The sequence below is a fragment of the Mesorhizobium sp. M1399 genome (assembly GCF_040317735.1).
Lineage (GTDB): Bacteria > Pseudomonadota > Alphaproteobacteria > Rhizobiales > Rhizobiaceae > Mesorhizobium.
On record NZ_JAMYKZ010000003.1, the window covers coordinates 81148 to 106489 of the forward strand.

At 63.1% G+C, this 25342-nt stretch carries 20 protein-coding genes and 1 riboswitch; of the genes, 6 read left to right on the forward strand and 14 right to left on the reverse strand.

Annotated elements, in window-relative coordinates; translation table 11 throughout:
- Position 1: 1 nt before the first annotated feature.
- The gene (locus NKH05_RS05275; protein WP_352482171.1) at positions 2 to 451 is read right to left on the reverse strand and encodes a MaoC family dehydratase; all 450 of its coding nucleotides are present in this window, start codon (positions 449 to 451) and stop codon (positions 2 to 4) included.
- Between the two features lie 152 nt (positions 452 to 603).
- On the opposite strand from NKH05_RS05275, the gene NKH05_RS05280 reads away from it, so the two are divergent.
- A complete protein-coding gene (locus tag NKH05_RS05280; RefSeq protein WP_353025098.1) occupies positions 604 to 1725 on the forward strand; it encodes a DUF2336 domain-containing protein in 1122 nt (373 codons plus the stop codon).
- Positions 1726 to 1901: 176 nt separating this feature from the next.
- On the opposite strand, the gene parE is transcribed toward NKH05_RS05280, so the two are convergent.
- A complete protein-coding gene (gene parE / locus NKH05_RS05285) occupies positions 1902 to 3950 on the reverse strand; it encodes a DNA topoisomerase IV subunit B (protein WP_353025099.1) in 2049 nt (682 codons plus the stop codon).
- A gap of 273 nt (positions 3951 to 4223) precedes the next feature.
- Between parE and NKH05_RS05290 the strand changes: the two genes are divergently transcribed.
- The gene (locus tag NKH05_RS05290) at positions 4224 to 5393 is read left to right on the forward strand and encodes a GGDEF domain-containing protein (protein ID WP_023720133.1); all 1170 of its coding nucleotides are present in this window, start codon (positions 4224 to 4226) and stop codon (positions 5391 to 5393) included.
- A gap of 71 nt (positions 5394 to 5464) precedes the next feature.
- On the opposite strand, the gene gcvP is transcribed toward NKH05_RS05290, so the two are convergent.
- The 3 genes from gcvP to gcvT are packed head-to-tail and all read right to left on the reverse strand — an operon-like array spanning position 5465 to position 9766.
- A complete protein-coding gene (gene gcvP, locus NKH05_RS05295) occupies positions 5465 to 8275 on the reverse strand; it encodes an aminomethyl-transferring glycine dehydrogenase (protein WP_353025101.1) in 2811 nt (936 codons plus the stop codon).
- Positions 8276 to 8291: 16 nt separating this feature from the next.
- Positions 8292 to 8660 carry a glycine cleavage system protein GcvH gene (gcvH, locus tag NKH05_RS05300; RefSeq protein WP_352482176.1) on the reverse strand — a complete coding sequence of 123 codons (369 nt, stop codon included), beginning with the start codon at positions 8658 to 8660 and terminating at the stop codon, positions 8292 to 8294.
- Positions 8661 to 8665: 5 nt separating this feature from the next.
- Complete coding sequence (gene gcvT, locus NKH05_RS05305; protein WP_023720130.1) at positions 8666 to 9766, reverse strand: glycine cleavage system aminomethyltransferase GcvT; 1101 nt, start codon at positions 9764 to 9766, stop codon at positions 8666 to 8668.
- A gap of 148 nt (positions 9767 to 9914) precedes the next feature.
- A riboswitch (glycine riboswitch) is annotated at positions 9915 to 10001 on the reverse strand.
- A 203-nt stretch (positions 10002 to 10204) separates the two neighbouring features.
- Here gcvT and NKH05_RS05310 point away from each other — a divergent pair.
- Positions 10205 to 11203, forward strand: coding sequence for a hypothetical protein (locus tag NKH05_RS05310; RefSeq protein WP_352547341.1), 999 nt, complete (start codon positions 10205 to 10207; stop codon positions 11201 to 11203).
- Positions 11204 to 11215: 12 nt separating this feature from the next.
- Here NKH05_RS05310 and NKH05_RS05315 read toward each other — a convergent pair whose 3' ends face one another.
- The gene (locus NKH05_RS05315) at positions 11216 to 12034 is read right to left on the reverse strand and encodes a transporter substrate-binding domain-containing protein (protein WP_352586979.1); all 819 of its coding nucleotides are present in this window, start codon (positions 12032 to 12034) and stop codon (positions 11216 to 11218) included.
- 98 nt (positions 12035 to 12132) lie between these two features.
- Here NKH05_RS05315 and NKH05_RS05320 point away from each other — a divergent pair, with 98 nt between their 5' ends.
- Entirely contained in the window at positions 12133 to 12735 is a 603-nt protein-coding gene (locus NKH05_RS05320) for a DUF3011 domain-containing protein (RefSeq protein ID WP_352495364.1), read from the forward strand.
- A gap of 23 nt (positions 12736 to 12758) precedes the next feature.
- On the opposite strand, the gene NKH05_RS05325 is transcribed toward NKH05_RS05320, so the two are convergent.
- The 6 genes from NKH05_RS05325 to NKH05_RS05350 form a co-directional block, all read right to left on the reverse strand.
- On the reverse strand, positions 12759 to 13568 hold the full coding sequence (locus tag NKH05_RS05325; RefSeq protein ID WP_353025103.1) for a molybdopterin-binding protein: 810 nt from the start codon (positions 13566 to 13568) through the stop codon (positions 12759 to 12761).
- A 1-nt stretch (position 13569) separates the two neighbouring features.
- Positions 13570 to 14448: a cytochrome b/b6 domain-containing protein gene (locus tag NKH05_RS05330; protein WP_353025105.1), complete on the reverse strand. Its 879-nt coding sequence runs from the start codon at positions 14446 to 14448 to the stop codon at positions 13570 to 13572.
- 101 nt (positions 14449 to 14549) lie between these two features.
- Positions 14550 to 15227, reverse strand: a complete 678-nt coding sequence (locus NKH05_RS05335; RefSeq protein ID WP_353025107.1) for a DUF1345 domain-containing protein — start codon at positions 15225 to 15227, stop codon at positions 14550 to 14552.
- A 4-nt stretch (positions 15228 to 15231) separates the two neighbouring features.
- Positions 15232 to 15699 (reverse strand): YaiI/YqxD family protein, encoded by a 468-nt coding sequence (locus NKH05_RS05340; RefSeq protein WP_352482183.1) that lies wholly within the window; start codon positions 15697 to 15699, stop codon positions 15232 to 15234.
- Between the two features lie 66 nt (positions 15700 to 15765).
- Complete coding sequence (gene gfa / locus NKH05_RS05345; RefSeq protein ID WP_352482184.1) at positions 15766 to 16335, reverse strand: S-(hydroxymethyl)glutathione synthase; 570 nt, start codon at positions 16333 to 16335, stop codon at positions 15766 to 15768.
- A gap of 73 nt (positions 16336 to 16408) precedes the next feature.
- A complete protein-coding gene (locus NKH05_RS05350) occupies positions 16409 to 17536 on the reverse strand; it encodes an S-(hydroxymethyl)glutathione dehydrogenase/class III alcohol dehydrogenase (RefSeq protein ID WP_352855397.1) in 1128 nt (375 codons plus the stop codon).
- Positions 17537 to 17749: 213 nt separating this feature from the next.
- Between NKH05_RS05350 and NKH05_RS05355 the strand changes: the two genes are divergently transcribed.
- Entirely contained in the window at positions 17750 to 19762 is a 2013-nt protein-coding gene (locus NKH05_RS05355) for an acetyl-CoA carboxylase biotin carboxylase subunit (RefSeq protein ID WP_353025109.1), read from the forward strand.
- 429 nt (positions 19763 to 20191) lie between these two features.
- Here NKH05_RS05355 and NKH05_RS05360 read toward each other — a convergent pair whose 3' ends face one another.
- Entirely contained in the window at positions 20192 to 20671 is a 480-nt protein-coding gene (locus tag NKH05_RS05360) for an SMI1/KNR4 family protein (protein WP_352855395.1), read from the reverse strand.
- A 194-nt stretch (positions 20672 to 20865) separates the two neighbouring features.
- On the opposite strand from NKH05_RS05360, the gene dnaE reads away from it, so the two are divergent.
- On the forward strand, positions 20866 to 24393 hold the full coding sequence (dnaE, locus tag NKH05_RS05365; RefSeq protein WP_352855394.1) for a DNA polymerase III subunit alpha: 3528 nt from the start codon (positions 20866 to 20868) through the stop codon (positions 24391 to 24393).
- Between the two features lie 14 nt (positions 24394 to 24407).
- Here dnaE and NKH05_RS05370 read toward each other — a convergent pair whose 3' ends face one another.
- Positions 24408 to 25289, reverse strand: a complete 882-nt coding sequence (locus NKH05_RS05370; RefSeq protein WP_353025111.1) for a DMT family transporter — start codon at positions 25287 to 25289, stop codon at positions 24408 to 24410.
- Positions 25290 to 25342: the final 53 nt, after the last annotated feature.

Here is a 25342-nt window from a genome sequence, read left to right on the forward strand (position 1 = left end):
GCTATGCCTTTTTCATCATCATGGCTTGCCTCGTGCATCTGGCAACCAGCACGTCGTTCTGGTTATAAGCGCGGTGCTCGAACTCGACGATACCGCGGTCCTGTTTCGACCTGGAATCGCGCACCGAAACCACCGTGGTCTCGACGCGAATCGTGTCGCCATGGAAGACGGGGTGCGGAAACACCGTCTCCTTCATGCCGAGATTAGCGATGGTGGTGCCGACGGTGATGTCGTTGACCGAGATGCCGATCATCAGGCCAAGCGTGAACAGCGAATTGACCAGGGGCTTGCCCCATTCGCTCTTGGCGGCGAAGTCGAAATCGATGTGCAGCGGTTGCGGGTTCAGCGTCATCACCGAAAACAGCATGTTGTCGCTTTCGGTCACGGTCTTGCGCAGCGTGTGCTTGAACACATGGCCGACAACGAACTCCTCAAGGTAAAGGCCGGCCATGGTCTGTCTCCTCCACTGCTTAAGGGTTGATAGGCGTTGCATACCGGGCTCGCAAGCCAGTTAACGAACATGGTGAACCGTTCGTAAACCATTTGTGCCTACGGTCTCGACAGGCGCCAGAAGCGTTCTGGCAAAGGGCGTAAGCAGGCGACATGGTCGTTTCGCATTTCCTGAAATGGATCCACACGGCAAAGGTGTCGGAGCGTGCTGCGGCGGCAAGCGCGCTGGCTCGCGCCTATGTCGACTCGGACCTGCCTTTCGAGGACCGCTGCGCTGCCGAGGCGGCGCTGACGTTGCTGCTCGATGACGCATCGTCGAAGGTGCGGCTGGCGATCGCCGACGCGCTTTCCATGAGCCATCATGCGCCGCCGCAGATCGTCAGCGCGCTGGCTTCGGACCAGCCCGAGGTGGCCGCTTTGGTACTGGCGCGCTCGCCGCTGCTTACCGATTCCGACCTGATTGATCGGGTTGCCGGCGGCCAGAAAGCGACGCAGAAGGTGATCGCCGACCGGCCGCGCGTCTCGATGTCGGTTGCGGCAGCGATCGCCGAGGTCGGTGAGCCGGAAGCCTGCACCACGCTGCTCGCCAATAGCGGCGCCGACATCGCATCCGTCAGCTTTCGCCGCATGGCCGAGCGTCACGGCCATCTGCCTCTGGTGCGCGAGGCGCTGATCGCCGACATCCGGCTGCCCGCCGACTGCCGGCATATGCTGCTGGTCAAGCTAGGGGAGATGCTCAAGGGGTCGCCATTGGTGCTGGCGCTGATGGGCGCCGCCAGGGCCGAGCGCATCACGCGCGATGCTTGCGTCAAGGCTTCGGTGACACTGATCGAAGGCACGCGGGCGGAGGAACATACCGCACTTGTCGAACATCTGCGCCTGCGCGGCGACCTGACCGCAAGCTTCGTCATCCGCACCATCGCGCACGGCAAGGTCGACTTCTTTGGTTCGGCGCTGGTCGCGCTCAGCCAGCAGCCCGAGCAACGGGTGAGGACGCTGCTGGCCAGCGGGCATGACATAGCGTTGCAGGCACTGTTCCGCAGCGCCGGGCTTGCCGCCGCCACCCACGCCATCATCCTGCGCGCGCTGAAGGTCTGGCGTGAGGTCGCCAATGGCAAACGCCTCGCCGGCGTCCAGGAAGTCAGCTGGCTGATGCTGAAGGAATTGGGCGGACAGTCCGCCGAAGGCGATCTCGCCAGGCTGGTCAAATCGATCCATCTCGATGCGCTGCGCGCGAACGCACGCGGGCACGCGCTGGCGATCGCGGCTGCTTAAAGCAATTCCAGGAAAAGCGTGAAACGGTTTTCCGACTTGCGTCAAAATAAAAAACTGAGCGGTTCGGCGTTTCCGTGAAACGCTGAACCGTTCCAGGCCTCATCCTTCGCGAAAAATCCGGAAAAGTCTCGCGCACAGTGACAGCCGCCGTCCGCGGCTCGCCTAGCAGAAGACGCTCAGATATCCAGCACTTCCGTCGCGGCGAATTCCGCGCGTTCCTGGATGAAGCGGAAGCGGGCCTCGGGCTTGGTGCCCATCAACGCGTCGACCGCATCCTTGGTCGCCGCCTCGGCGTCGATGACGTCCACCCTGAGCAGCGTGCGCTTTCTCGGGTCCATGGTGGTTTCTTTGAGCTGGGCAGCCATCATTTCGCCCAGCCCCTTGAAGCGGCCGATTTCGACTTTGCCGCGCCCGGTGAATTCGGTGCGCAGAAGTTCGTCTTTGTGCGCATCGTCGCGGGCATAGGCGACCTTGCCGCCTTGCCGGATCGAGTAGAGCGGCGGCACCGCCAGATAGAGATGGCCGCCGCGGACCAGGCTCGGCATCTCCTGGTAGAAGAAGGTGATCAGCAGCGAAGCGATATGGGCGCCATCGACGTCGGCGTCGGTCATGATGATGACCCGGTCGTAACGCAGGTCCTCGTCGCGGTATCTCGAGCGCGTACCGCAGCCCAAGGCCTGGATCAGGTCGGATATCTGCTGGTTGCCGGCCAGCTTGTCGTTACCGGCGCTGGCGACGTTGAGGATCTTGCCGCGGAGCGGCAGCACCGCCTGGCTGGCGCGGTCGCGCGCCTGCTTTGCCGAACCGCCAGCCGAATCGCCCTCGACGATGAACAGCTCGGCGCCGGCCGCTGCATTCTGCGTGCAATCGGCGAGCTTGCCGGGCAGGCGCAGCCTGCGCACGGCGCTCTTGCGCGACACTTCCTTTTCCTGGCGGCGGCGCACCCGCTCGTCGGCACGCGCGATCACCCATTCGAGCAGTTTCGAAGCTTCCTGCGGATTGTCGGCCAGCCAATGGTCGAACGGGTCGCGGATGGCGCTTTCGACGATGCGGATCGCCTCGATCGTCGCCAGCCTGTCCTTGGTCTGGCCGACGAATTCCGGTTCGCGGATGAACACCGACAGCATGCCCGCCGCCGAGATCATCACATCCTCGGATGTGACGATCGAAGCGCGCTTGTTGCCGACCAGATCGGCATAAGCGCGCAAGCCGCGCGTCAGAACGTTGCGGAAGCCGGCCTCGTGCGTGCCGCCTTCAGCTGTCGGAATGGTGTTGCAATAGGAATTTATAAAACCGTCGCCGCCGAACCAGGTCACCGCCCATTCGAGCGAGCCGTGACCGCCCTGCTTCTCGCTCTTGCCGGCGAACATTTCACGGGTCACCTGGAATTCGTCGCCGAGCGAGGCTTTCAGATAGTCCTTGAGGCCGCCCGGAAAATGGAATTCTGCCTTGGCCGGCGTCGTGTCCTTTTCCTTGACCAGCGAGGGATCGCAGGTCCAGCGGATTTCGACACCGCCGAACAGATAGGCTTTTGACCGCGCCATGCGGTAGAGCCGCGCCGGCTCGAACGCAGCACCCTTGCCGAAAATCTGCTCGTCTGGATGGAAGCGGATCTTCGTGCCGCGCCGGTTGTGCACCTCGCCGAGCTGCTCCAGGCCGGTCACCGGAACGCCTCGCGAGAAGCGCTGGCGATAGAGCTTGCGCCCAATCGCAACCTCGACCTCGAGATGGTCGGACAGCGCGTTGACCACGGAAACGCCGACACCGTGCAGGCCTCCCGAGGTCTCGTAGACCTTGCTGTCGAACTTGCCGCCTGAATGCAGCGTGGTCATGATGAGTTCGAGCGCCGGCTTCTTGAATTTCGGGTGCGGATCGACCGGAATGCCGCGGCCGTTGTCGGTTACAGACAGGTATCCGTCGGCGGAAAGCTCGACATCGATGAAGGTAGCATGGCCGGCGACCGCCTCGTCCATCGAATTGTCGATGACCTCGGCGAACAGATGGTGCATCGCCTTGTCGTCGGTGCCGCCAATGTACATGCCCGGGCGGCGGCGCACCGGCTCCAGCCCCTCCAGCACCTCGATATCGGCGGCACTATAGCTCTCGCTGGCATCGCGGGGCGCCGGCCGCTTCGCCGCCTGCACCAGCGGGTCGGCCGGGCGCGCGGCGCGAGCCGGTTGCGGCTGCTTGCCCAAATTGCCGAAAAGATCGTTATTGTCGTCCATGCCGGTCCTGGATTCCGATGCTGCGAATCACCACCCGATACTGCCACGCTTTTTGCGGGCAGGCGACGGAGGTTCCTGTTACGTTCGAGGATAGAGCCTCTTACTGCAAAACCATTCGACAACCAAGCGGCGGAAATGGGGTCGAAGCTTGGAGCATCGACGCTTTGTAAACCTTGTCCGAAGGTTACGCCGCAAGATTGGCTGAAAAACGATATCCGCGGACTGTCGCTGACCTAGAATGCAGCGAAACCCTCAAGAGGCTGTCGCTTAAGCATGTTGGATTACAGTTCGCTCCTGCTCGCAGCGGCGCTGTCGGGCACGTGCCTCAGCATCACCATGTTTGCGATCTGGTTCACCGCGCCACAGGCACGCTTTGTGCTGACGGTGGCGTGCGGCATTCTCGTGCTCGTCGCCCATGTGGTCTTGTTTTGGCATTACACAAGAGATCCAAGCCCCTGGCTTTGCCAGATCGTGCTTGCTCTTCTCAGCCTCGGCTTCCTGATTATCTGCCTGTCGGCCATGCAATATCTCAGCATGCGCGACTATAGGCGCGCCATCTTGCCGACCTTGGCTGCGATGGCTGTTTGCGCGGGCGCGACGTATCTCGGGTTTGATGGTGTCGGCTTCATTGTCACCTACGCGACGGTAACGGCGCTACTCTCGCTTATCGGGGCGATGTTCTGGATTGAGGGTGGTCATGATCGCCGGATATTGCTGGTCGTATCGTTCCTGAGCGGCGTCTGTGCGCTGTCGTTCGGACTTTGCGGCGCGGTCCTGCTGGTCAAGGGCCAGTGGGTGCTCGGCGTAGCACCGGACAATTGGGCCGAGCGGGTGAATTCCGTCGTAGCCGTCGCCTGCATGACCGGGCTTGGCGCATTAACGCTCTCCCTGCACCATTTGCAGGCGCAGATCGAATTGAAGGCCGAGACGATGACCGATCCATTGACCGGGCTGATGAACCGGCGGGCGTTAACGGCACTCTACGGCGAGCGGGTCTTCGGTCCGTTTATGTCCGTCGCCATGTTCGACCTCGACCATTTCAAAAGGACGAACGACGTATTCGGTCATCCGGTCGGCGACCAGGTCCTGCGCCGCTTTGCCGCCGTCATTAGGAAATACGCCAGAACCGGCGTCGACGCCTTCCGGCTGGGCGGCGAGGAATTCGTGCTCGTCATGTCGCGGATGACGGAAGAAAAAGCCTATGACATTGCGAGCAAGATCAGCGTCGCCTTCGGTACGGAAGTCGTGGCCACCCAGCTTGGTCCGTTGCGAAGCACAGTCAGCGGCGGCATCGGCTTTGGTGGGACGAGCGGCACCGGTCTCGATGATGTGCTGGCCGAAGCCGACGCCGCGCTCTATGCGGCAAAGCGCGCCGGGCGAAATCGCGTCATCGCCCGGGACAGGGCGAGCAAGGCCGACGGGCCGGCCTTGCGTTCTGCCTGATTGAGGCTTCTATCTTCTTGTTAGACCATGATCTTGTCCGAAAACCGGATTCCATTCTTCGGGATCATGGTCTACTCCGCCGCACCCAGATATTCCGACAGCGGCGGGCAGGAGCAGACCAGGTTGCGGTCGCCAGCGACGTTGTCGATGCGTGACACCGGTGGCCAGTATTTTGCCGCCGTATCGGCATCGCCGGCGGGGTAGGCCGCTTCCAGGCGCGAATAGGGATGGGTCCACTGGCCGGCCAACGCCTCGGCGGCGGTATGTGGCGCATTGACCAGAGGATTGTCGGCCAAGGGCCATTCGCCCTTCGCCACCTTGGCTGCCTCGCCGGCTATGGCGATCATGGCTTCGCAGAAACGATCCAGCTCGCGCTTGGGCTCGGATTCGGTCGGCTCGACCATCAGCGTGCCGGCCACCGGGAACGACATGGTCGGCGCGTGGAAGCCATAGTCGATCAGCCGCTTGGCGATATCGTCGACGCTGATGCCGGCGCTGTCCTTGAGCACGCGGGTGTCGAGGATGCATTCATGCGCAACGCGTCCGTTGCGCCCCTTGTAAAGCAGGGGGAAATGCTCGCCAAGCCGCGTCGCCACGTAGTTGGCGGAGATGATCGCCGTCTCGGTCGCCTGCTTCAGGCCGGAAGCGCCCATCATGCGGATATACATCCAGGTGATCGGCAGGATCGAGGCGCTGCCGAACGGTGCCGCCGCCACGGCATGGGCCGAGCCTTCGGTGACGTGGCCGGGCAGGTATGGCTTCAGATGCGCCTTGACGCCGATCGGGCCGACGCCGGGGCCGCCGCCGCCATGTGGAATGCAGAAGGTCTTGTGCAGGTTCATGTGGCAGACATCGGCACCGATATCGCCGGGACGGGCGAGGCCGACCAGAGCGTTGAGATTGGCGCCGTCGAAATAGACCTGGCCGCCATGGCTGTGGACGAGCGCACAGAGGTCGCGCGCGCCTTCCTCGAAAACACCATGCGTCGAAGGATAGGTGAACATCAGCGCCGCGAGGTCTTTTGCATGCTCGGCCGCCTTGGTCTGCAAGTCTTCCATGTCGATATTGCCGTCCTCGGTGCAGCGCACGACGACGACACTCATGCCGGCCATGGCCGCACTTGCCGGATTGGTGCCATGCGCCGAGGACGGGATCAGGCAGACGGTGCGATGGCCTTCGCCACGCGACAAATGATAGCCGCGAATGGCGAGCAGCCCTGCATATTCGCCCTGGCTGCCGGCATTGGGCTGCAGGGTCACCGCGTCGAAGCCGGTGATCTCCGCCAGCCAGCCTTCCAGCTCGTCGATCATGGCGCGATAGCCTACCGAATGGCTCGCCGGGGCAAAGGGATGCAGGTTGGCGACATCGGGCCAGCTTACCGGCATCATTTCGGCGGCGGCGTTGAGCTTCATGGTGCAGGAGCCGAGCGGGATCATGGCGCGGTCGAGCGCCAGGTCCTTGTCGGACAGCCGGCGCAAGAAGCGCATCATGTCGGTTTCCGAGTGGTTTTCGCGGAAGACGGGCTGGGTGAGGAACTCCTTGCCGCGCGGTTTTCCTGGCATGGAACTGCCGGCGGCAACGCCGGCCTTGGCGCCGAAAAGTGCTGCGATCGCCTCCAGATCGGCCTCGGTGGAGGTCTCGTCAAAGCTGATGCCGACATGGTCGGCATCGATGACACGCAGCAGCCGGCCGGTCTTCTCGGCGGCGGCGGCAAGTGCGGCGGCTCTGCCCTTCACTTCCACGGTCACCGTGTCGAAGCGGCTTCCGCCGAGCACCGAAACGCCTGCTGCCTTGAGGCCGGCAGCCAGGCGGTTGGCCACCGTGTGGACGCGGCCGGCAATCGCCTGCAGCCCGGCAGGGCCATGCCAGATCGCATAGGCCGTCGCCATGTTGGCGAGCAGCGCCTGTGCGGTGCAGATGTTGGAGGTCGCCTTGTCGCGGCGGATATGCTGCTCGCGTGTCTGCAAGGCCAGGCGATATCCGGGACGGCCCTTGCTGTCCGTCGACTGGCCAACGAGCCGGCCGGGCATCAGCCGCGTCAGCCTGTCGGACACGGCGCAATAGGCGGCGTGCGGCCCGCCAAAGCCCATCGGCACGCCAAAACGCTGCATCGGGCCGACGGCGATGTCGGCGCCAAGCCTGGCTGGCGCGTCGGTCAGCGTCAGGCCCAACGGATCGGCAATGAAGACGACCAGCGCGCCGGCAGCGCGGGCCTTGTCGATCGCTGCCTTGTGATTGCCATAGACGCCGAATGTATCGGGCCAGGAGACCAGCAGGGCGGCGGTGTTGTCGTCGATCACCTCGCCGTCGACCTCGATGCCGAGCGGTTCGGCGCGGGTGCGAACGACGTCCAGCGTCTGCGGGTGCGGCGTGCCGGCCAGTGCCACCTCGGTGCGCTTGTCGCGATGATGGCGCAGCGCAATGCCGACCGCTTCGGCCACCGCCGTCGCCTCGTCGAGCAGCGAGGCCGACGCCACCGGCAAGCCGGTCAGCTCGGTGACCAGCGTCTGGAAGTTGAACAGCATTTCCAGCCGGCCCTGGCTGATCTCGGCTTGGTAAGGCGTGTAAGCCGTATACCAGGCCGGGTTCTCGAATAGGTTGCGCTGGATCACCGGCGGCACGTGGACGCCATGATAGCCGGTACCGATGAAGCTCTTCAGCACCGTGTTCTTTGCCATCGTCGCCGCGAGCTCGGTCAGCGCTTCCGCTTCGCTTGCAGCGGCGGGCAAGGCCAATGGACGGTCGAGCCGGATCGACTTCGGCACTGCCTGGCTGATCAGCGTCTCGACCGAGGGAACGCCGATCGTGGCCAGCATGGCTCTGACGTCTTGGAGGCCCGGGCCGATATGGCGAGCCGAGAAGGGGTAGGGTGCTGCGGTCATCTTGCTGGTCCTGCTATCAACCAATATGGGCTTTGTAAGCGGCTTCATCGAGGAGGCCGTCGAGCTGGCTCTCATTGGCCAGCTTCATCTTCCACAGCCAGCCGTCGCCGGTTGCCGCCGAATTGACGAGCGAAGGATCGGCCGACAGCGCGGTGTTGGCTTCGGTGATCTCGCCGTCGACCGGTGCGTAGACGTCCGATGCCGCCTTGACCGATTCGACCACCACGGCCGTATCGCCCTTGGCCAGCTTTTTCCCTGGCTCAGGCAGTTCGACGAAGACGAGGTCACCGAGCTGCTGCTGCGCGTAATCGGTGATGCCGACGGTGGCGATGCCGCCCTCGACGCGAAGCCATTCGTGATCTTCGGTGAAATAGGTCTTTGCCATTGAAATCATCCTTTGCGGTAGCGATGGGGCGTGAAGGGCAAGGGGTGGATGTCGACCGGGATTTTCGTCCCGCGGACATCGGCGAACAGTCTTGTGCCGGGCTTGGCAAGCGGCGTCCGGACGTAGCCCATTGCCACCGGATGACCGGCCGAGGGGCCGAAGCCGCCTGAGGTGACATGGCCGGCAGGGTTGCCGTCGGCGTCGAAAAGGGCAGCACCGGCGCGCACCGGCTGGCGGCCGTCCGGCTTCAGGCCGACGCGTTTTTGCGCCGGGCCGCGCTCCAGGATGGCGCGCAATGCATCGGCGCCGATGAACGCGCCAGAGGCGCGAACCTCCTTGGGGATGGCCCACATCAGCCCGGCGCTGGCCGGATCGATCTCCGGCGTGACGTCCAGCCCGTGCAGGCACAGTCCTGCTTCGAGCCGCAGGCTGTCGCGGGCGGCAAGGCCGATCCACATCACTCGCTCGTCCTCGAGCAACCTGGTGACGAGGGTTCGCGCGTCCGCTTCCGGCAGGCCGATCTCGAAACCGTCTTCGCCGGTATAGCCCGACCGGCTCATGAACCAGTTTTCGCGCGGCTCGATGCCGTGCATGAACACCAGCGAACCGGTCTCGATGCCGGCGCGGGAAAGGGCAGCCCATGCCTCGGGGCCCTGGATGGCCAGGAAGACGCGGTCGAGCGCGTCCACCTTCACGTCGAAATCCTCGGCAAGTTCACGCAGATGCTTTTCGTCGGCGGCGGCGTTGCCGGCATTGGCGACCATCATGAAGCGCTCGACGCCGAGCCTGGTGACGATCAGATCGTCGAGTATTCCGGCGGCCTCATTGAGGAAGAACGTGTATTTGGACTGGGAAACCTGAAGCGCGCCGGCATCGAACGGGCAGGCGCGGTTCAGAAGCGCTGCTGCGCCCGGGCCGCTGATTTCGAACAGCTTCATGTGCGAGATGTCGAACAGGCCGGCATGCTCGCGGCTGTGAAGATGCTCCTTCATCACGCCGGCCGGATAGGTCAGCGGCATCGACCAGCCGGCGAAGGCGCCGAAGCGCGCACCGGCTGCCATGTGCAGATCTTCGAGGGGAAGGTGTTTGGTGTCGTCGCCCGTCATGTCATCTCCAGAGTCGCACGCAAGCGGTCGCGAATGGCGACCAGTCCGTGCCCCTCTGTCTGAAGCCTGAGAGACTCGCGCCCCGTAACTCTGTCGGCAGCGCTTACACCTTCGGCGCGGGGGCAAGCCCCGACTTTCCAGAGTGTCTTTCCCGTCTACGGTTCTTTTGCCTGAGAGATTTCGGGCGATTTCCCCTTCGGCGGCAGCTCTCGCTGCTCTCTCCCGCAAACAGGTAGGACTCGGTTAAGAGCCCTCGACTCGTCATCCATAGCCCGTGGACGACACCTTGTCACCTGCCAGCGACATTTTTACTGGCAGTCTTCTGCGGGCCTTCTTTACAGGCAAGCCTTCGCTAACCACGCCGCTTGCCGGTTTCTCAAGACCTTGCTGATATGCCGGATAAGGGCCGGCAATTGCCGGCGGCGGGCGGGGAACAAAATGGGCGAATTGATCATGAGCGCGCCAGTGGCCGGGCTGACCTCGAAAAATCGGATCACGGCGGAAGACGTGGTCATGCTGCGCGGCGAAGTGTTCGGCGACGGCGTGGTAACGCGCGGCGAGGCCGAGGCGCTGTTTGCGCTCGACGCGACGGCGAGGGACAAATGCGCGGAATGGCTCGAGTTTTTCGTCGAGGCCGTCACCGACTTCATCGTCCACCAGGAACAGCCGGCCGGCTATGTTTCCCAGGACAATGCCGACTGGCTGATCCGGGCGATTTCGCGCGACGGCATGGTTGACAGCCGAACCGAACTCGAGCTGCTAGTGCACGTGCTGGAAGTTGCCAAATCATCGCCGAGCACGCTTTCCGGCTATGCGCTGGAGCAGGTCGCTCATGCGGTCGTGGATGGCAAGGGGCCGCTGACGACCGGCGGCAGGCTTATCCCTGGGTCGATAGCCAAGGCTGAGGTCGAGCTGTTGCGCCGCATCCTTTACGCCTATGGCGGCGATGGCAACATCGCCATCAGCCGCGCCGAGGCCGAGGTGCTGTTCAAGATCAACGAGCGGACAGTGGCGGGCGACAATGATCCGTCGTGGAACGATCTGTTCGTCAAGGCGATCGCCAATTTCGTCATGTGTTCGGCCGGCTACGAAGCGCCGGTGCGCGATGTGGCGCTGCGCCGGGATGCTTTTTTCGAGCAGGCCGATCCGGAGATCGGCGGTTTCTTCAGCCGCATGGTGTCGGGTGGCCTGTCCGGCATTATGGAGGCCTATCGTTCACCGGGCGACGTCGAGGCCGAATGGGAATCGAGGAACAACGCAGCCGAGGCTCTGGCCCGCCGCGCCGAGACGGTCGATGCCGGCGAGGCGAAATGGCTAGCTGAACACATCGGCGACCGGCCGCTGCAGGAGAACGAGCGTGCGTTGCTGACGCTGATCAAGCACGCCTCGCCGGAAATCCACCCGGCGCTCAAGCCGCTGATCGACAAGGTCGCATAACAGGTCGCCAACCTATTGCTTGGCAGGTTCCGGCTTGGCGCCGGTGTCGAACCGCGACATCCATTTGAAGCTGCCGAACCAGTAGCGGCGCACGCCGCCTATGGTGCCGTCAGCGGTACGCGCGCCGATCCAGTTGTTGACGTATTGGATGAGGCGGACATCGTCCGGCCGCATGGCAAACGCCTCCGGCGTCCGCAACAGCGGACCGCCCACCATTTTCAATTTCGCGTCATAGAGCCTGGCGGCCATTTGCGGCGTTGGCGATGTGGCGACCATCGCCTGTGCGTCGCCGCCGATGATCGCGGCGAAAACATCTGAGGTATTGTCGAAAGACAGGATGGTCGCCTTAGGAAAAGCTTCCTTCGCGGCGGCTTCATCGGTGGAATTGGACAACACGGCGATCTTGTATCCCGGCGCCGCTACTGCCTTTCCCGGCCTTTTCCCAAGGCTGGCGATCGTCGCAACCATGCGGATATCGGCGGTACCGGTCTGGTTGGAGAACACCACCTCGCGTGCGCGTTCCGGCGTGCTGGCGTAGCCCGCCGCGATCATGTCGAAATCACCCTTGAGCAGTCGTGTCTTGAGGTCGTTCCAATGCACCTCGACCAGCTTCAGGTCGACGCCGAGATCAGACGCCAGCGCATTGGTCAGGTCGACATCATAGCCGGCGAACTTCCCGTCGGCCTTCTTGAGGATCCATGGCGGGTTGAGCGCCACGCCGACCGTCAGTGTCTTCTGGTCGATGATGCGCTTGAGGCTGTCATCCGCCCGGGCTGGCAGCAGCGACAAAGCCAACCAGGCAGAAAGGGCAAGTATAGTTGTGGCGATCATCTTAGCGCGCATTAACATAACCTCGCTGAGCCCGTCCGGTTGTCAGATTTACACAGAGGTGCCATTCTGTCGATAGCGGACCCTGATGGAGAGTTGCGATGTCGGCACGGATGGCGGTTAGCAGTTCGATGATGTTCCTGGTTTGCATCCTGGGCAACCCGGCGAAGCTTTCGTTGCTGCCGGCGGCAGCGCAGGCTGCGGGGGCAAAACGCATGGTCTGCTCCAGCGCCGATTACCGCTATTCCTATTGCGGGATCGATACGCGACGTGGCGTGCAGTTGACCTCCAGGCTTTCGAAGGCGCGTTGCGTATATGGTAGAAGCTGGGGCTATGACGGCGGCGGCATCTGGGTCGACAATGGTTGCTCGGCCGAATTCGCAGTCGCCGGCCCCAACCGCAATCCCTCTGCTGGCGACGTCGCTGCAGCCATTATCGTCGGCGGCGTGGTAGGCGCCATTCTCGACAACGGCAATTCGCACCGCCATCATTCCGACAATTACTATCCGAAGCCGCGCCCGCGCCGTTACGACCAATCGATCGATCCGACGCCGCAATTCGACAATCAGGGCAATCCCAACTTCGATACCCACGGCAACTACCAAGGACCGCACGGGCTGGGGAAGCTTGTTACCCCTGACGACAATCCTGATCTGAATCCGGCCCTGCGCAGCGACGGCGACGACAGCGACGACGACAGTTAGATGAGGCTTAAGTCAGGTTTCGGTCAGATGCCGCCGTACCAGTCGTAGCCATTGTCCTCCCAATAGCCGCCTCTGCCGCCGCCGACATTGGCGAAGCCGTCGACCAGCTCGATCTTGGTGAGGTATTTCGGCATTTTGTAGCCGAGCTGGCGCTCGACGCGGACGCGCAGCGGCGCGCCGTTTTCGACCGGCAACGGCTTGCCGTTGAGGCCATAGGCAAGGATCGTCTGCGGATGACGGGCATCGATCAGGTCGATCGAGCCGTAATATTTGATATCGCCGGCAAGGCTGCGGTCGATCGTATCGAGGCAGTGGAACATGACGTAGCGCGCCTGCGGCTTGACCACCGCCTGGTCGAGCACCAGCGACAGTGGCGTGCCGGTCCATTTGGCAATGCAGCTCCAGCCCTCGACGCAGTCGTGGCGGGTGATCTGGGTGCGGCTCGGCATGTTCATCAGCTGCTCGCGGCTCAGCGACAGCGGTTTTTCGACGAGGCCGGAAACCTCCAGCCGCCAGTCGGCGAAATCGTTGGCGAGCAGGCCCTTGTAGAAATCGTCGTCGGGCGCGGTGACGCCGTTCGGCCGCTGCGGCTGGCGAATGTCGGCCTCGGTGAACTCCGGCGCCAGCGCGTCACGGCCGGCAAGCAGCCGCTGCGCCCGCCAGGTCAGCCCATTGGCGCTTTCGAGGAAGCTGCGCAGGCCGTCGCCGACGCCAAGCTGGCTGTCGAAGGCGTCGCAGCCCGAAAGCATGATGCCGGAAAGGCCGAGGCTGGCCGAGGTCAGGAACTTTCTTCGGCTTATCTGTAGCTTGGGGCTGATCTCGAATTTCGCCATGTCAGGCGCTCCTCTCGGGTGCTTTGTCGCCATTCGCCGGCGGGTCGGTTCGATACCAGCCGGTGATAATCGAACGCAGCTCGTTGATCGGGCCGGCGGCCAGGATCATCAGGATGTGGATGACGAAGAAGGCGACGAGCAGCAGCATCACCGTGAAATGAATGGTGCGCGCCGTCTGCCGGCCGCCGAGCAGGTCGTTCAGGAATGGCAGCACCGAGTTCATGCTCGGCGACATGGCCAGGCCGGTGATGATCATCAGCGGCAGCAGCACGAACAGCACGCCGCCATAGGCCATCTTCTGCAAGGTGTTGTATTCGCGCCTGTGGTGGAACCTGAACCTGGCATGGTCGACAATGTCTCGCGGCAGCCGCCTGAAATCATCGAGGCGCGGGGCAAGATCGCGCCGCAAATGGCCGTTGATCAGACTGGCGACCAGCCAGACCAGCAGCGTGGTGGTCAGCACCCAGGCGAAGAAGAAATGAACGACGCGCGCGGTGCCGAGATCGTAGTAGGAAGGGATCGTCGCCCAGGACGGGAAGGCGCGGGAGGTCTCCTGGCCGGCCGGACCCGACCAGCCGAGCACGCCGGTGGTATCGAAGCGCTTGCCGAAGATGTCGGTGTAGCCGCGCGGGCCAGTCACCGTGTTTTCGGCGCCAATGGCGAAGATGGTGTTGTTGTAGCCAAAGCCCGACTCCTTGCCGATGTAGAGCTGTGGGCGGGCGTTAAATATTTGCAGACCGGAAAGCAGCATGAAGAACAGCGCGATCGCCCACAGCCAATGCGTCAGCCGCGTCCAGCGCGACTGCCGATAGATCAGCGTCGCATCGCTCGGCGCGGCGGTATCTGCTTCGGCGGCTTGGTTTCTGGCAAGCGATTCCATCTGTTGTTCCCTCCGGCCGCACGTTCGCCGCGGCCTGTCAGATCTCTTCTCCTCCCAATACGTCGCCAGCTTAAGCGATGTTTCACCCGATCCCGGATTTATTACGGACTGCCGAGGCTGACTGCGAGGTTGACCGCGGCTGCCACGATCACCGTGTTGAAGAAGAACGACAGGATCGAATGCACAAGCACGACACGGCGCATTTGCGAGGTTGTGATGTTGGTGTCGGCAGTTTGCGCCGTCATGCCGATCACTGTCGCAAAATAGAGGAAATCCGAGCCTTCCGGCCGTTTGCCGCCCGGGAAGTCGAGGCCGCCGACCGGAATTTTCTTTTTGGTGTCGCCATCCATCGCGTCGCCGTCCAACCAATAGAGATGTGCGTAGTGAAGTGCCGCCATCGCATGGATGGTCAACCAGCCAGGCGGGATAGACAACAACGCCACCGTAAGCTCGACGGGATCCGCGCTCTTCTCCCTGTTGATCAATTGAAACAACGAGATGATGGCAATTGCGACCACAACCAGCGTGACCGCGAAGATGGCCAGCACCGGCAGGTCCGTGTCGCCTGCATTCTTGCGCAGATAGCTGCCAGTAAGCCGCGGCATGTGAGCGACGACAAGACAGAGATAGGCGGCAAAGAACACATTGGCGCCGATCGAATAGGCAAGCGGCGCACGCCAGATCAGCGCTGCGGCGAAGGCTGCCACGCCGATGCAGGCCGACAGCGCGAACGGCGTGTGGCGTTGCATGGGCATCCTGGTGGGGGTACCGGTCGTCATGGTTTCAGTCCGCTGAGGCGGATTTCAGCGCCCGCCGCAAGATGCGGTCAAGCTCGCCGAGAAACCGCGAGCGATCCTGCGGCGCGAAGCTCGAATTGTAGCCCTTGCTTTCGCCGGTCTCGCGCAGGTGCTGCTTGAGGTCGCGCATCGCCACCGCCATGCCGATCGTCTCAGGCGTAAACGGGCGTCCCGTCGGGCCGAGTACATGGGCGCCAAGCGCCACCGCGCGGGCAGCAAGCGGGATGTCGGCGGTCACCACGATGTCGTTGGGCCGGGCATTTTCGACAATCCAGTCGTCGGCGGCGTCCGCACCCTTGGAGACGACGACATTGCGGATCATCGGATCGCGCGATGGACGCAAGCCGCCATTGGAGACGAAGGTGACGACGATGCCGTGCCGCTCGGCGACCTTTTCGACCTCGGCCTTCACTGGGCAGGCATCGGCATCGACGAGAATAGCGGGTGCGGGCATCGTTGTTCCAAATGTGAAAGAGCCGGGCGACGTCGCCCGGCTCGATCGATGATAGTCGAGCGGCTACTAGGCCGGCAACGCGCCGGATCTCTTTGCCGTCCAGGTGGCGATATAGTCCATCAAGCCAGGATTGAGGCAGTCATAAGGCTCGAGCCCGATCGACTTCAGCTGTGACCTTATGCCGTCCATACGGCTCGGATCGACACCGGATTCGATGATCGACGAGACGAAGGCGGTGAAGCCCGGAGGCGACCAGCCGTCCTCCTGGAAGCGCTCCGGATGGATGAAGGACAGCCCCTTGAAAGCGTGGTCGCGCTCGACCGGGCCGTGCATGTGGACGCCGCAGCCGGTGCAGGCATGGCGCAGGATCAGCGCGCCCGGATCGACGATCCTCAGCTTGTCGCCGTTTTCGGTGACCGTCACGTCGGTTGTACCGGCCACCGCCACGACCGAGAACAGTGCGCCTTCCGGCTTCCAGCATTTGGTGCAGCCGCAGGCATGGTTGTGGGCGATCTGGCCCTTGACCTTCACCTTGACCGGATTGCTGGTGCAGGCGCAGACCAGCGTCCCGCCGGCAAAGTCGGCCTTTTCCCTGGGCAGTCCATTGTCGATTTTCGGATGCAGTTTTTCCGGCATTTTTGTCTCCTCCCTTGTTGAACATGTGCATTTTCGGCCGCTGGCTGATTGGCCGGCGGCTTTCTCCTCCTCCTCAGTAAACTACCACGCTCCTGATCGACTTGCCTTCGTGCATGAGGTCGAACCCCTTGTTGATGTCCTCGAGCTTCAGCGTATGGGTGATCATCGGATCGATCTGGATCTTGCCGTCCATGTACCAGTCGACGATTTTTGGCACATCGGTGCGGCCGCGCGCGCCGCCGAAGGCGGTGCCCATCCAGGTGCGGCCGGTGACCAATTGGAAGGGTCTGGTCGAAATCTCCTGGCCGGCGCCGGCGACGCCGATGATGACCGACTTGCCCCAGCCGCGATGCGAGGCTTCCAGCGCCTGGCGCATCACCTTGGTGTTGCCGGTGCAGTCGAATGTGTAGTCGGCGCCGCCGATCTGGTCGGCACCGCGCTTGGTCATGTTGACGAGATGCGGGACGATGTCGCCGTCGATCTCCTTCGGATTGACGAAATGCGTCATGCCGAATTTCTCGCCCCAGGCCTTCTTGTCGTTGTTCAGGTCGACGCCGATGATCAGGTCGGCGCCGGCAAGGCGCAGGCCCTGGATGACGTTGAGGCCGATGCCGCCGAGGCCGAACACGACCGCCGTCGCGCCTTGCTCGACCTTGGCCGTGTTGATCACAGCGCCGATGCCGGTGGTGACGCCGCAGCCGATGTAGCAGATCCTGTCGAACGGGGCGTCGGCATTGACCTTGGCCACCGCGATCTCGGGCAGTACGGTGAAATTGGAGAAGGTCGAGCAGCCCATATAGTGGAACAGCTTGTCCTTGCCGATCGAGAAGCGCGAGGTGCCGTCGGGCATCAAGCCCTGTCCCTGCGTGGCGCGGATGGCGGTGCACAGATTGGTCTTGCGCGACAGGCAGGACGGGCACTGCCGGCATTCCGGCGTATAGAGCGGGATGACATGGTCGCCCTTCCTGACCGAGGAGACGCCCTTGCCGACGTCGACGACGATGCCGGCGCCCTCATGGCCGAGGATCGCCGGAAACAGGCCTTCCGGGTCGGCGCCCGACAGCGTGAACTCGTCGGTGTGGCAGATGCCGGTTGCCTTGATCTCGACCAGCACCTCGCCATCACGCGGACCTTCGAGGTCGACCTCCATGATCTGCAGCGGCTTTCCGGCGGCGACGGCGACAGCGGCGCGCGTTTTCATCAGGCAATCCTCCCAAGGCAGTCTGCAATCCAGGTTAGATTTAACTTACCATTCAGCTCTGCGCTATGCACGAAGCGACGTTCTGACCCCGGATTTTCGTCAGCGCCCGCCGATTTGCATGCGGGATAGGCTCCGACTTTGCCTTGACCGGTCCCCTGAAGCCCATAAAACGGGAAGCCCGTACAAGAAGGGCAGCCGAGGGACGAGGCCTGCATGTTCACAAAGATCCTGGTCGCCAACCGTGGCGAGATCGCCTGCCGCGCGATCAAGACGGCGCGCAAGATGGGCATCGCCACCGTTGCGGTCTATTCCGACGCCGACCGCGACGCCGTGCATGTCGAAATGGCCGACGAGGCGGTGCATATCGGGCCTTCACCGGCCGCGCAAAGTTATCTGGTCGCGGAAAAGATCATCGCCGCCTGCAAGGCCACAGGAGCAGAGGCCGTGCATCCCGGCTACGGTTTCCTGTCCGAGCGGGCATCCTTCTGCGAAGCGGTGGAGCAGGAAGGCATCGTCTTCATCGGCCCGAAGCCCAAGGCCATCAAGGCGATGGGCGACAAGATCGAATCGAAGAAGTTCGCCAACGCGGCCAAGGTGTCGACGGTGCCCGGCTGGCTCGGCGTCGTCGAAAGCGCCGCCCATGCCGAAAGAATAGCCGGCGAAATCGGCTATCCCGTGATGATCAAGGCTTCGGCCGGCGGCGGCGGCAAGGGCATGCGCATCGCCTGGAGCAAGGCAGAGGTGCGCGACGGCTTCGACCGGGCGCGGTCGGAGGCCAAAAGCTCGTTCGGCGATGACCGCGTCTTCATCGAAAAATTCATCGTCGATCCGCGCCATATCGAAATCCAGGTGCTCGCCGACGCGCATGGCAACACGCTCTATCTCGGCGAGCGCGAATGCTCGATCCAGCGCCGCAACCAGAAGGTCGTGGAGGAGGCGCCGTCGCCGTTCCTCGACGCCAAGACCCGCAAAGCCATGGGCGAGCAGTCGGTGGCGCTGGCCAAGGCCGTCGACTACCAGAGCGCCGGCACGGTCGAGTTCATCGTCGACAGCGACAAAAACTTCTATTTCCTGGAAATGAACACGCGGCTGCAGGTCGAACATCCGGTGACGGAACTCGTCACCGGCATCGACCTGGTCGAGCAGATGATCCGCGTGGCGGCCGGCGAAAAGCTCGCCATCAAGCAGAGCGATGTCAAGCTGAACGGCTGGGCGGTGGAAAGCCGCCTCTATGCCGAAGATCCGTATCGCAACTTTCTGCCGTCGATCGGCAGGCTGACGAAATACCGGCCGCCGGAAGAGGGAAAATTCGGCGAAATCGTCATCCGCAACGATACCGGCGTCACCGAAGGCTCGGAAATCTCGATGTTCTACGACCCGATGGTCGCCAAGCTGTGCACCTGGGCGCCGACACGGCTGGCGGCGATCGACGCGATGTCGGAAGCGCTGGACAGTTTCGTCGTCGACGGCATCGAGCACAACATACCGTTCCTGGCGGCGCTGATGCAGCATCCGCGCTGGCGGGAAGGGCGGCTATCGACGGCGTTCATCGCCGAGGAATATCCCGACGGCTTCGCGCCCATTGTGCCGAACAGCGAAGAAAACGCGGTGCTGGCCGCGATCGCAACCGCGGTCGAACTGCTGCGCCGCGACCGGCTCGACCGGCTGGGCGGGCGGCTGGCGCCGCATTCGGGCGCCTTGAAACGCGATTGGGTGGTGAAGATCGGTCGGGATTATCTTTCGGTTGCCATCGTCGAAGGCATGATTTCCATTCCGATGGAGCTCGACCTCACAATCGACGGCGGCAAACCGCTGACGGTGGCATCCGACTGGCGGCCGGGCGATCTCATCTGGCGCGGCACGGTCGGCGGCCGCAAGGTCGCGGCGCAAGTCAGGCCGGTGCTGAACGGGTTCCGCATTGCCTGGAAATGCATTTCGGTGACGGCGCGCGCCATGCTGCCGCGCACCGCCGAGCTCGAACGGCTGATGCCCGAGAAAGTGGCGCCGGATACCTCGAAGATGCTGCTTTGCCCGATGCCCGGCCTCGTCGTATCGATCGCCGTTGCCGAGGGGCAGGAGGTCAAGGCCGGCGAGACGCTGGCCGTGGTCGAGGCGATGAAGATGGAAAACGTGCTGCGCGCCGAGCGCGATCTCATCGTCTCGAAGCTCAACGCCAGGCCAGGCGACAGCCTTGCCGTCGATGCGGTGATCATGGAATTCGCATGAGGCCGAAACCCCCGCCCTCGACGCCCGTCAGAAGTTGGCGGGACAGCGCCCCCCTCTGTCCTGCCGGACATCTCTCCCTCCAGGGGGGCGATTGGCAGCCTCGGCGCCTCGCTCGCTCCTGCAACGTTGGAAATTGGCGAAAGCCGAGATGATGGCCAATCTCCCCACTAGAGGGGGAGATGTCCGGCAGGACAGAGGGGGGCGCGAAGGAACGCGACCTTGCAATTGGTTGGGCATGCTCGCTTGAGGAGGGACAAGGCGAGGCCGTGAGGAATTCGCACTTTTTTGCCGCCACAACGTATTTTGTTCTTGCTTTGTGCCGGCAGCTATGCTAGTAATTTGGCTATGGTGCTAATTGGCTCCAGCGACCCGCCCGCAGTGGTGGGTTTTTGTTTTCGGGCTTCGACTGACGTGGTGGTTGCTGCGGACTTAGCTCGGCTCCTCGTGCCACGGCTCAACCTCGCAAAAGGCGTCAATCCAGGCATGAAAACTTGGCGCAACCTCATCGACGGTTCCAAAGTCGTGATCGAAGAACCAAATTGCCCGCATATCGGCGCTTTCACCGCCAAGCTGGTCTGCATTGAAGCAGAACTTGTTTCCTAACGAATCGCTCGCGATAGCTACAAGCCGGTCAGGCATCCCGATTTCACGCCAGCCAAGCGTTTCCTCGACTATCTCCTTCGGAGAATAGAAGTTAGCAAGATCATGCAGATCCAGTTTACGCTCGACGATCGCGTTTAAAAGCGCGATCGTGGGCCGAGGCAACCCGACGTCAAGTACTGCCTTTCGATAGTCTTCGGGAAAGTGGACGCCTAGCTGCTGCTCAGCAGCACCCAAATCCTCCTCGGAGACTGAGTCAGGGGGATATGCAGGGGTGGTCCACTTCTCAACGAATCGCGAAAGTGACATGCGCGCTACCTTACAACACGGAATAGGCTAAGCAGCTTGGGAACGCATGGCAACGCCAGCTTTCCCCAAGCCATCTCGGTGGACTCCGGTTTTATCGGTTCTCGGCCTGATCACTACCGCTGGACTCGTGTTACCCGGTGCCGGACAATACATCTTCATCGACTGAGTCCTTGTGAGGCGGCGCGAAAAAAACCATGGCGGATGAGAGACTTCCACGCGATCCCTTGCTGCGCGAGGCCTATGCAAAGGCGTCGCGGGCGGAGGCGGCGGCGCGTCGGTTCATTCATCTTCGCGTGCATTCGGCCTATTCGCTGCTCGAAGGTGCGTTGCAGCTCGGCAAGATCGTCGGCCATGCGGTGCAGGACGAATGCCCGGCAATCGCCGTCACCGACACCAACAATCTGTTCGGCGCGCTGGAATTCGCCCAGAAGGCGGTAAAGGACGGCATCCAGCCGATCATCGGCTGCCAGATCGACCTCGCCTTTTCCGGCGAGGCGAGCGACAGCCAGCGCGACCGCAGGCGGCAAGGACCGGAGATGCGGCCGGTCGTCCTGATCGCCGCAACCGAGGCCGGCTACGGCAATCTGGTCAGGCTGGTCAGCCGCGTCTACCTCGAGACACCGCCCGGCGAAGCGGTGCATCTGACGAGCGAGATGCTGCAGGGCCATTCCGACGGTCTGATCTGCCTTACGGGCGGGCCGCGCGGTCCGATCGGCACTGCCTTGAAACAGGATCGCCGCGAACTCGCCGAGACCCGGCTCTCGGCGCTCAAGAGCCTGTTCGGCGACCGGCTCTATGTCGAGCTTGAGCGCGTGTCCGGCTACGACCGCGCCATCGAGCAGTCGTCGGTCGATCTCGCCTACCGCCACGATCTGCCGCTGGTTGCCACCAACGAGGCGTTTTTCTTCTCTCGTGAAGACTATGAGGCGCATGACGCCCTGATCGCCATCGCCGAAGGTTCCGTGGTTGCGGCCGACAATCGCCGCCGCCTTTCGCCCGACCACTTCCTGAGAAGCCAGGCCGATATGGCGAGGCTGTTCGCCGACCTGCCGGAAGCAATCGACAACACCGTCGAGATCGCGCTGCGCTGCTCGTATTACCCGAAGACCCGCAATCCGATTCTGCCGCGCTTTGCCGGCCGCGATGTCGCCGACGCCGATGCTGCGGTCAAGGCGGAGGCGCAGGAGCTTGCCAGGCAGGCGCATGAAGGGCTAGAGGCGCGGCTGGCGGCGCACGGGCCGACGCCCGGCTATACCGTCGAGCAATATCGCGAAAGGCTGGATTTCGAGCTCGGCGTCATCGAGAAGATGAAATATCCGGGCTATTTCCTGATCGTTGCCGACTTCATCAAATGGGCCAAGGCACAAGGGATTCCGGTCGGCCCGGGCCGCGGTTCGGGCGCCGGCTCGCTGGTCGCCTATGCCACGACCATCACCGACATCGACCCACTGCGTTTTTCGCTGCTGTTCGAGCGCTTCCTCAATCCCGACCGCGTGTCGATGCCCGACTTCGACATCGACTTCTGCCAGGACCGGCGCGAGGAAGTCATCCGCTACGTCCAACAGAAATACGGCCGCGACCAGGTTGGCCAGATCATCACCTTCGGCACGCTGCAGGCGCGCGCGGTGCTGCGCGACGTCGGCCGCGTGCTGCAGATGCCTTACGGGCAGGTCGACAAGCTGAGCAAGATGGTGCCGTCGAACCCGGCCAATCCGGTCAAGCTCGCCGACGCCATCGCCAACGAGCCGCGCTTTGCCGAAGAGGCGGAGCGTGAGCCGATCGTGCAGACGCTGCTCGATACGGCGCAGAAACTGGAAGGTCTTTATCGGCACGCCTCGACGCACGCCGCCGGCATCGTCATCGGCGACCGGCCGCTGTCGGAGCTGGTGCCGATGTACCGCGATCCGCGCTCGGACATGCCGGTCACGCAGTTCAACATGAAATATGTCGAGCAGGCCGGGCTGGTGAAATTCGACTTCCTTGGCCTGAAGACGCTGACGATGCTGGACAGGGCCGTCAAGCTGATCCGCCGCCGCGGCATCGAGATCGATCTTGCCCACATTCCGCTCGACGACCCCGAAACCTACGCCATGCTGTCGCGCGGCGAGGTGGTCGGCGTGTTCCAGGTGGAAAGTGCCGGCATGCGCAAGGCGCTGATCGGCATGCGGCCCGACTGTATCGAGGACATTATCGCGCTGGTCGCGCTCTACCGGCCGGGGCCGATGGAGAACATACCGACCTACAACGCCAGAAAGCACGGCGAGGAGGAGATGGCGTCGATCCACCCGAAGATCGACCATCTCGTCAAGGAGACGCAAGGCGTCATCGTCTACCAGGAACAGGTGATGCAGATCGCGCAGGAGCTCTCCGGCTATTCGCTGGGCGAAGCCGATCTGCTGCGCCGCGCCATGGGCAAGAAGATCCGCGCCGAGATGGACAAGCAGCGCGAGCGCTTTGTTTCGGGCGCGGTCGAGCGCGGCGTCGGCAAGCCGCAAGCCGACTTCATCTTCGACCTGCTGGCAAAGTTTGCCGACTACGGTTTCAACAAATCGCATGCCGCCGCCTATGCCGTCGTCTCCTACCAGACCGCCTATCTGAAGGCGCATTACCCCGTCGAATTCCTGGCGGCATCGATGACGCTCGACATGGGCAATACGGACAAGCTCGCCGATTTCCGCCAGGATGCGCTGCGCCTCTGCATCGAGGTGGTGGCGCCGTCGGTCATGACGTCGTTCCGGGATTTCGAGGTCGGCGAGAACCGCATCTTCTATTCGCTGGCCGCGCTCAAGGGCGTCGGCGACGCGGCGGTCGAGCACATCGTCGCGACGCGCGGCGAAAAACCCTTCAAGAGCCTCGCCGATTTCTGTGAAAGGGTCGATCCGAAGATCGTCGGCAAGCGCGTCTTCGAAAGCCTGATCATGGCCGGCGCGCTCGACTGCTTCGGTCATGACCGTGCGGCGATGATGGCCGGCGTCGAGCGGATGATGGGGCTGGCGTCGCTGGCGCAGCAGAATGCCGTCACCGGCCAGCATGACATCTTTGGCGCCTCGCTGGGCGCACAGTCGCAGGCGCTCAACTTGCCGGCGACCGATCCCTGGCTCGCCGCCGACCGCCTGCACCGTGAATTCCAGGTGGTCGGGTTCTATCTCTCGGCGCATCCGCTCGACGAATACAAGGCGGCGCTGCAGAAAATGCGGGTGCAGACCTGGGGCGAGTTTTCGGCCGCCGTCAAACGCGGTGCTGCCGCCGGCCGGCTCGCCGGCACGGTGACCACCAAGCAGGAGCGCAAGACGCGCACCGGCAACAAGATGGGCGTCGTGCAGTTCTCCGACACGTCGGGCCAGTATGAAGCGGTGCTGTTTTCCGAGGGGCTGGCGCAATACCGCGACTTGCTCGAACCCGGCCGCTCGGTGGTGATCACCGTTTCGGCCGAGGACAGGCCTGAAGGCGTCAATCTGCGCATCCAGACCGTGCAGTCATTGGAGGAAGAGGCAAGCCGTATCCAGAAAGCGTTGCGCATCTTCGTCAGAAATGACGCACCGGCATCGACAATCCAATCGCAGCTTGGCCAGCGTGGCGACAGTCAGGTGAGCATCATCGTCATCAAGGAAGGCGGCGAGGGCGAGGTCGAGATCGAGTTGCCCAACCGCTACCGCGTATCGCCTCAGATCGCGTCGGCGATGCGGGCGGTGCCAGGCGTGGTCGAGGTGGAACTGGTCTAAGAGTTAGCGCACGCTTATGAAGCGGCGATCTCCGCCGGTTGCGGTGCTCTCCGCTGCAGGTTGAGCAGATTTCCCATGAGGATCAGCAGGGCGCCACCGGCGGTGAAGGCGTCGATCTGCTCGTGATAGAGCAGCCATCCGATCACCGCCGACAGCGGCACGCGCAAAAAGTCCATTGGCGAGATGACCGTCGCATCGGCATAGACAAGTGCGCGGGCCATGCAGAAATGCGACGACATGCCGGTGAAGGCGATGAGCAGGATCCACGGCCAGAGCTCAAGCGGCGGGTTTTGCCATTCGTAAAGCGCCGGGACGAGGCCAAGCACCGACTGGATGATCAGCATCCAGAAGATGATGCGCACGACGCTGTCCGTCCGCGTCAGCGACTTGACGAGAACCACCGAGACGCCGAAGCAGACTGCGGCTCCCAGCACGATAACATGCCCCGGATTGACCGCACCGACGCCCGGGCGCACGATGATCATCACGCCGATCAGCCCCAGCACGATTGCCGCAAGCCGTGGCCGGGAGAGCCTTTCGCCGAGGAAAGCGACCGCCAGCAGGGCGGTCCAGATCGGCGTGGTGAATTCGATCGAGATCAGCACCGCAAGCGGGATCAGCGTCAAGGCGTAAAGCCAGGCAGCCTGGCCGGTATAGTGGACGACGTTGCGGGCGATATGGGCCAGCGGACGCCCGGTGCGCATCGCCGCAAAACCGCCTGACATCATGACCAGCGGCAGCAGGATGAAAAAGCCGATCACCGAGCGCAGCTCGAGCACCTGGAAGACGTTGAGCTCTGCCGTCGTGGCCCGGCCGGCGACCGACATCGCCAGGAACGAGGCGATCGACAGCGCCATCCAGAACGCGGCCTTGGGGATCGAGGGTGCGGGTGCCATGGGCGCTATGTCGCAAGCCGGGGCTTTCATCGCAACCGCTAGCCGACGCATTC

Bases quoted from the DNA above. Each gene is read 5' to 3' on its own strand.
- NKH05_RS05275 (WP_352482171.1), bottom strand. From the start codon at position 451: ATGGCCGGCCTTTACCTTGAGGAGTTCGTTGTCGGCCATGTGTTCAAG.
- NKH05_RS05280 (WP_353025098.1), top strand. From the start codon at position 604: ATGGTCGTTTCGCATTTCCTGAAATGGATCCACACGGCAAAGGTGTCG.
- parE (WP_353025099.1), bottom strand. From the start codon at position 3,950: ATGGACGACAATAACGATCTTTTCGGCAATTTGGGCAAGCAGCCGCAA.
- NKH05_RS05290 (WP_023720133.1), top strand. From the start codon at position 4,224: ATGTTGGATTACAGTTCGCTCCTGCTCGCAGCGGCGCTGTCGGGCACG.
- gcvP (WP_353025101.1), bottom strand. From the start codon at position 8,275: ATGACCGCAGCACCCTACCCCTTCTCGGCTCGCCATATCGGCCCGGGC.
- gcvH (WP_352482176.1), bottom strand. From the start codon at position 8,660: ATGGCAAAGACCTATTTCACCGAAGATCACGAATGGCTTCGCGTCGAG.
- gcvT (WP_023720130.1), bottom strand. From the start codon at position 9,766: ATGACGGGCGACGACACCAAACACCTTCCCCTCGAAGATCTGCACATG.
- NKH05_RS05310 (WP_352547341.1), top strand. From the start codon at position 10,205: ATGGGCGAATTGATCATGAGCGCGCCAGTGGCCGGGCTGACCTCGAAA.
- NKH05_RS05315 (WP_352586979.1), bottom strand. From the start codon at position 12,034: ATGATCGCCACAACTATACTTGCCCTTTCTGCCTGGTTGGCTTTGTCG.
- NKH05_RS05320 (WP_352495364.1), top strand. From the start codon at position 12,133: ATGTCGGCACGGATGGCGGTTAGCAGTTCGATGATGTTCCTGGTTTGC.
- NKH05_RS05325 (WP_353025103.1), bottom strand. From the start codon at position 13,568: ATGGCGAAATTCGAGATCAGCCCCAAGCTACAGATAAGCCGAAGAAAG.
- NKH05_RS05330 (WP_353025105.1), bottom strand. From the start codon at position 14,448: ATGGAATCGCTTGCCAGAAACCAAGCCGCCGAAGCAGATACCGCCGCG.
- NKH05_RS05335 (WP_353025107.1), bottom strand. From the start codon at position 15,227: ATGACGACCGGTACCCCCACCAGGATGCCCATGCAACGCCACACGCCG.
- NKH05_RS05340 (WP_352482183.1), bottom strand. From the start codon at position 15,699: ATGCCCGCACCCGCTATTCTCGTCGATGCCGATGCCTGCCCAGTGAAG.
- gfa (WP_352482184.1), bottom strand. From the start codon at position 16,335: ATGCCGGAAAAACTGCATCCGAAAATCGACAATGGACTGCCCAGGGAA.
- NKH05_RS05350 (WP_352855397.1), bottom strand. From the start codon at position 17,536: ATGAAAACGCGCGCCGCTGTCGCCGTCGCCGCCGGAAAGCCGCTGCAG.
- NKH05_RS05355 (WP_353025109.1), top strand. From the start codon at position 17,750: ATGTTCACAAAGATCCTGGTCGCCAACCGTGGCGAGATCGCCTGCCGC.
- NKH05_RS05360 (WP_352855395.1), bottom strand. From the start codon at position 20,671: ATGTCACTTTCGCGATTCGTTGAGAAGTGGACCACCCCTGCATATCCC.
- dnaE (WP_352855394.1), top strand. From the start codon at position 20,866: ATGGCGGATGAGAGACTTCCACGCGATCCCTTGCTGCGCGAGGCCTAT.
- NKH05_RS05370 (WP_353025111.1), bottom strand. From the start codon at position 25,289: ATGGCACCCGCACCCTCGATCCCCAAGGCCGCGTTCTGGATGGCGCTG.